General features: G+C 66.7%; 2 protein-coding genes. Both read right to left on the reverse strand.

Translation table 11 applies throughout. The annotated features are described in order from the left end of the window. Positions 1-4,594 (reverse strand): type I polyketide synthase (locus tag WAN02_RS29230; protein ID WP_422268878.1); only part of this gene is annotated, 4,594 nt, incomplete at its 3' end. 288 nt (positions 4,595-4,882) lie between these two features. Next, a complete protein-coding gene (locus WAN02_RS29235) occupies positions 4,883-6,628 on the reverse strand; it encodes an AMP-binding protein (RefSeq protein ID WP_422268879.1) in 1,746 nt (581 codons plus the stop codon). Between the last annotated feature and the right edge of the window lie 379 nt (positions 6,629-7,007).

The following is a 7,007-nucleotide window of genomic DNA, read 5'->3' on the forward strand; positions in this document are numbered from 1 at the left end:
CGGTCAGGAACAGGAAGTCGAGGCTGCCGGGCGGGAAGGTCTGGTGCAGCACCTGTGCGCCCGCGATCTTGGGCCACAGCGTGCGCCGCAGGCGGTCTTCTTCGAGCTCGGTGAACAGGTGGGCGTCGGTGATACCGGCGCCGTGGATGACGCCGCGGATCGGCACGGCCCCCTCGGCGTCGCGTTTGGCCAGCAGCGCCTGCATCGCGTCGTGCGATCCGATGTCGAGTGCGACGGCTTCGACCACGACGCCGCGCATCTCCAACGCCCGGATGGCATTGATCTTCTGTTGGGTGTCGGCGTCGTTGGCGTCGCTGTCCCAGTCGCGCCGGGGAGGCAACGCGGTGCGACCGGCCAGGATCACCCGGCGGGCGCCGTGGTCGGCGAGCCAGCCGGCCGTCAGCAGACCGAGCGCACCCAGACCACCGGTGATCAGGTACGCCGCATCCGGCCGGCATCGCAGCGGCTCGTGCACCGGCTCGCCGGACATCGGCGCGAGGGCCGGTGCCAGGAACTCGCCGTCGCGCAGCGCCAGAATCGACTTCGCGGGCTTCCGCACAACCGTGGCCAGCGCCGGCACCAGATCGGCGATGTCCGCGCCGTCCGGCAGGTCGATCAGACCGCCCCACAATTGCGGCTGCTCGGCCCGGATGACCCCGGCGGTTCCCCACATCGGGCTTTGGGCGACCGCGGCGTCCGAACTGCCCTCGCGAACACCGCGAGTGACGATCCACACCGTGACCGGGTGGCTTTCATCGCGTTCGGCCAGCTCTCCGACCACGTCGACCAGCTCCATCGACATGCGCACCGCGCCGTCGACATCGGCTTCACCGGAACGGGATTCGGCGACGTAGAGCACATAGCGGGCATCGGCAGCAGCGGCCGACGTGTAGCCGGCGCGAGCCAGGCCGTCGCGAAGTGCACCGGCAATGTCGTTCTCGCCCAACACCGCAACGGTGCTAGGGCCAGCCGCGAGATGGTCGTCGCAGCCCTCGACGGGCGAGAATGGCTGCCAGTCGAGCCCGTGCACCATCGCCGCCGGATCGTCGTTGCGGTCGGCGGCCGCGCTCGAATCCACTGCCGCGTAGCGAAGTCCCCGCACCTCGACACTCGCGCCGCCATCAGGTGCGAGCACCGCGATGTCGACGATGAGCTCTTCATCGTTGCCGCCACGCCGACGAACCTCTACGCGGCCACGCGGGTCGGCGAGCTCGGCGTCAAACCGGACGCCCGCGACCGCGGACGGCACCATCAGCCGCGGATTCTCGCTGTCCAGGAGTCGGCCGATGTGAATAGCGGCGTCCAGCAACGCAACGGACGAGGCCTGGGTCAGCTCGACGTCGGCGCGCAACTCGCCGGCCGTCGACCGGCAGGAGCCGATCGACCATCCGAATGGACGACCTTCGCTACCCCAGGTCTGCCACAACGAGGTCACCGAGCTATCGGCGAACTCGCCCTCGGCGACGTGCGGACCGGGTACCGCAGGGGCCGCCGGGCGGTCGTCCGACCCGCGGGCAATGCGAGCGGTGACGTGCCGGACCCAGTGCTGCGCGGAACCACTGGTGCTCGACGACACGGTCACGGATGTCCCGTCGGCGACCACCTGAATGACGCGTGGTTCGTCGACGACGATCGGGTACTCGAAGCGGATGTCGGACAGTGCCGATCCGCCACATTCGGCCGCGGCGGCTGAAAGTGTCTGCAGCAGAACTGATATCGGGATGATCTCGACACCGTTGTTGTGGTGCGAACCGGGATACGGCTTGGTCGTGGGTGTCAGGCGCGCCTGCCACAGATGCGTCGGCGGTGTCGCGGCGACCGGAATGTGCCGACCCAGCAGCGTGCCGGGCTGCGGCGCAGACTCGGCCGTCTTCACGAATTCCTCGGCGCTGATCCAGTGTTGGGTGTGGTGCCATGGCGCGCTCGGCAGGACCGGATGCGGCTCGGGCGGATGCGGCAGCGTGGGCGGACGCATCACGTGCGTGCTGTTGAGGTTGGTGTGGAAGCTCACCGTGTCGTCGCCTTTGCGCGACAACGTCCCAATGCTGTGATGGTGCACCGACTCCAGGGTTTCGGTGACAGCGTGCGTCAGGGTTGGGTGCGGACTGATTTCGATGAACGTGGCGTGTTGCTCGGCGGCAATGCTGATGGCCTGGTGCAGCCGAACTGGCTGGCGCACATTGGTAACCCAGTAGTCGGCGCCCAGAACCGGCGTCTCGCCCGCATCGGAAACGGTGGAGATGAATGGAATCGTGGGCGGCTTGGGCGTCAGCTCGGCCAGCGCCGAACGTAATTCGGTCAGGATGGGATCCATCAGAGCGGTATGCGAGGCGACTTCCATGTTCACCCGCCGCGCGAAAAGCTCCTGTGCACTCACGGCATTGATCGCCGCGTCGACCTGTGCCACCGCGCCGGCGATCACGGTTTGCCGCGGCGACAGGAAGCCGGCCAGACTCACCTCGGGGTAGTCGACGAGCAGCTTTTCGGCCGTATCGGCGTCCATCTCCAGCAGACCCACCGCACCCTGGCCGGCCAGGGTCGACATCAACCGCGAACGGGTCCCGATGACCCGCAGCCCCTCACTGGGGGTCAGCGCCCCGGCCACCACGGCCGCGGTCACTTCTCCCATCGAATGTCCAATCACCGCATCGGGTTCCACACCGTATGAACGCCACAACGCGGTCAACGCCAACTGCAGGCCCATCAGCACCGGCTGGACGCGGGCGTCGCCGGTCACCCGCTGGCCCTCGGCCAGCACTTGCTGCAGGGAGTACCTCATGTGCTCGAGGAATAACGGCTCCAGCTCGTCGACCGCGGCGGCAAACGCCGGCTCGTCGGCCAGCAACTGCCGGCCCATCCCGGGCCACTGTGATCCCTGGCCTGAATACACAAAGACCTTGCCCGGTCTGCACAACCCTTCGTGTGGGCCGACCAGGCCGATCGCCGACTGGCCGGCGGCCAATGCCTGCAGCCCGGCGACGGCGTGGGCGCGATCGCGCGCGGACACCGTGGCGAAGGTCTTGTGGTGGGTGCGGTGGTGGTTGAGCGTATGGGCGACATCGGTCAACGACACCGCGGCGCCGTCGCCGATCATCCAGTCGGCCAGGGTCTGCGCTGTCGACGCGATCCGCGCCGTTGACTTGCCCGATACCACCAAGGTGGTGATCAGCGGTTCCGGTTGCGGTGCAACAGGTTCGGGGGCAGGAGCTTGCTCGATGACGACGTGGGCGTTGGTGCCGCTGACCCCGAAGGACGACACCCCGGCCCGACGCGCGCGCCCTACGGCCGGCCAGTCCATGCCGTCGGCAGCGATGGTGAACTTCGACGCCCCTTCGACGGCGTTCGGCGTCAGCTCGGTGAAGTGCAGATGCCGCGGAATGTAACCGTGCTGCACGGTGAGAACGGTTTTGATGAAACCGGCGATGCCGGCGGCCGACTCCAGGTGACCCAGATTGGTCTTGACCGACCCCAGCACCAGCGGCGCCGCGCCGTGACGCTCACCGAAGACCTGATGCAGCGCACCCAATTCGATCGGATCGCCGAGTGCGGTGCCGGTGCCGTGCGCCTCGATGTAATCGATGTCCGACGGCTCCAGACGCGCCGCCGCCAATGCCGATCGAACCACGGCCTGCTGCGCCGGCCCACTGGGCACGGTCTGCCCGCTGCTGGGTCCGTCCTGGTTGACCGCCGTGCCGCGGACCACCGCCAATAACGAATCCCCGTCGTGCACTGCATCGCTGAGCCGCTTGAGCACCACGACGCCGCAGCCCTCGCTGCGGACATAGCCGTCGGCGCTGGCGTCGAAAGTCTTGCATCGGCCATCCGGAGCCAACATGCCCCAGCGTGAGGTAGCAACGCTGTTTTCCGGGCTCAGCATCAGGTTGACCCCGGCCACCAGCGCCTGATCGCTTTCCCGCCGGCGCAGGCTCTGGCAGGCCAAATGGACTGTGACCAGCGACGACGAGCAGGCGGTGTCGAGCACGACCGCCGGACCGTGTGCACCAAGAAAATAGGACAGCCGTCCTGCAGCAAAGTTTGCGGCGTTCCCGAACGGAACGTGCGGGTCGACCTCTTCCGGTGGCAGCCGGCCGGCCAGGGTCAGGGTGTAGTCGTAGGTGGTCATACCGACGAACACCGAAGTCTGGGTGCCGCGGATCATCGGCGCGGTGATGCCCGCGTTTTCCAGTGCCTCCCAAGTGACTTCGAGCAACAGCCGCTGCTGCGGGTCCATCGCTGCGGCCTCCCGCGGGGAGATGCCGAAGAACTCGGCGTCGAACTCATCAGGTCGCCAGGATGTGAGGAAACCGCCCTCTTTGCTGACGATCGTGCCCGGCACCGAGTGGTCGTCGGAGTAGAAGGCGTCGGCGTCCCAGCGTCCCTTCGGGACGCCGACGATGCCACTGCCACCGTCCTGCAGCAGCCGCCAGAACTGGTCGGGAGTGTTCGCGCCGCCCGGGAGCCGGCAACCCATTCCGACTACGGCGATCGGCTCGGTGTCGCCCTTCTCGGCGATCTCCAGCCGCGCGGTCAGGTCGTCGATCTTGCGCAACGCCTCGGTGATGATGGCCCGACGGTCCGACGGTGCAGCAGTCATCGCGCTCCCCCCGGTCCGTCGGAAAGTTTTTCAAATGGAACATCGTGTGCGAGATACGCGGCCTCGCCCACCGATGTCATCCGGGCGTATCCAGTCGGTTCGCTTCGTCGCGCCCACAACGTTCATCCCAGCCGAAGTGACTGATGTTACCGCCACTCGGCTGTTGCCGAACGTACCCCCCCTGCACAGCGGGTATCGAAAATTCGTTTGATGACACTGGCTTTACTCCCGCTGCGGTGTAAAGCCGTCTGAACCCCACTGCGCGTCTGTCGGCATTGCCGACAGACGTCACGCCGTGGAATCCAAACGGCTGAAGTCGTCCTGCTGGTAGACCTCAACACACGATGAACGGCGGATCTTCCCGCTGGTGGTGATCGGAATGGAGCCGGCCGGAACCAACACGAGGTCGGCCACCCGTAGACCATGCGACTTCGAAATCGCAGACGTCACTTGCGCTCTCACGGAACGAAGCCGTTCCTGCATCTCCTCGGAGTTGCCCCGGTCCTTCATTTCCGCGATCACGATCAGCCGCTCGGTGCGACCATCCTCGACGGAAATCGCCGCGACACGGCCGCCGCTGATCTCCTGAGTGGTCGCCTCGATGTCGTCGGGGTAGTGATTACGCCCGTCGACGATCAGCAGGTCCTTGATACGGCCGATGATGAACAGCTCACCGTCGTAGATGGTGCCCAGGTCGCCGGTGCGCAGCCACGGGCCCAGCGGGGTGCCGCTCGACGGGTCGACGAGCTGACCTCCGAACGTCTTCTGCGTCTGTTGCGGCTTGCGCCAGTAGCCGGCGGCGATGTTATCGCCATGCAGCCAGATCTCGCCGACCATCCCGGCCGGGTTCTCGACGCGGGTTTCCGGGTCGACGATGCGAATCGTCGACGCGCGCGGGACACCGACGCTGACCAGCTCGACCCCGGTCGCGTTGTCGCACGCCTCGGCGTGGCCTGCGGACAACTTCTCGTAGTCGAACGTCGCCACCGTCGGGGGGCGCCCCGGGCCGGAGGAGTTCACGTACACCATCGCCTCGGCCAGGCCGTAGGACGGCTTCAGCGAGCTGGCTGGGAAGCCGTACTCGGCGAACCGGTCGACAAAACGCCGGATCGTCGCCGCGTGGACACGTTCGCTGCCGGACAGGATGGTGTGCACGCCGGACAGGTCGAGCCCGGCCATGTCCTCGTCGGTGGTCCGACGAGCGGCCAGCTCGAAGGCGAAGTTCGGTACCGCGGTGAAGACGCGGGTGTTCCCGGCCAACTGCTGAATCCACCGGGCCGGACGCTGCAGAAACGCCATCGGGCTCATCAGCACCGAGTGCAGACCCATGGTGAGCGCGCCGGTGACGCCCAGCAGCAGGCCCATGTCGTGATACACGGGCAGCCACGACACCAGCGTGGTGTCCGACGGCGGAATCGCGCCCTCGGCCTCGAAGTAGTCGTCACGCACCTGCTGGACGTTGGCCAGGATGTTCTTGTGGCTGACGACCACCGCCGCCGGCGAGCGGGTCGAGCCGGAGGTGTATTGCAGCACCGCGTTCTTGGTCCGTGGCGCGGGCGGGGCCTGGAAGTTGGGCTCCGCGTCGAGGTCGAGGCTGTCGACCTCGATCAGCGCGGGTGCCTTGCCGGGCAGTGAACGCGCGCACCCGACGACATCGTCGACGACGGCGGTAGTAGTCAGCAACACCGTGGGAGCGCAGTCCTGCAAGGCCGCTGAGGCCCGCTCGTCGTGGGCACCGAACTGCGGTACGGGTAGCGGCACCGCCACGAACCCGGCCTCCAGGGCGGCGTAGAACGCAACCACGTAGTCCAGGCCCTGCGGCGCGAGGATGGCCGCACGGTCTCCCGGCGCTCCGCAGGACGCCACCTCAGCGGCCAACGCCTGTACGCGGCCATAGAGCTCGGACCAGGTGAATGTCTGGGAGTAGCCGGCGGGGTCGATCTCGTAGTCGATGTACGTGTAGGCCGGCGCATCGGGTTGCTGCAGGGCCCACTCCCGCAGTACCGCGGCAATCGAGGCATCGCTTACTGCCATCGGGACACCACCCCTCAAAATCTAGAGCCCCGGACAACAACTAGACGGGCGCTTGTGATGCAGGAGATTAACAGGGGCTCCGTACATCTCGGATCAAAAACCCAAGAATGTAATACGCGCGCCAAACAGAAGCCCTGTTCCAGCCTGCGTCATTGCTGGGACCATAGGTTTGCTATGTGGGTCACTCCCGGAGGCGTCCACTCTCCGGGTCGCGACGGCCTTACCTTACCCGACGGTAGGTTAATTTGCATAACTCCAAATAGTCAAACGCTTTGCGGAAACTTTTCCCGTGGTAGCGAAGTCATATGCCGCCCTGGTAGCGCCCACCTACCCCTGGGGCACCGGCCTCAGGGCCGATCCGGCCTGCTCACCGTAGCCA

It is taken from the genome of Mycobacterium sp., from assembly GCF_049281135.1.
Taxonomy (GTDB): Bacteria; Actinomycetota; Actinomycetes; order Mycobacteriales; family Mycobacteriaceae; genus Mycobacterium.

Coding starts and splice junctions, on each gene's coding strand:
- WAN02_RS29235 (WP_422268879.1), bottom strand. CDS start 6,628: ATGGCAGTAAGCGATGCCTCGATTGCCGCGGTACTGCGGGAGTGGGCC.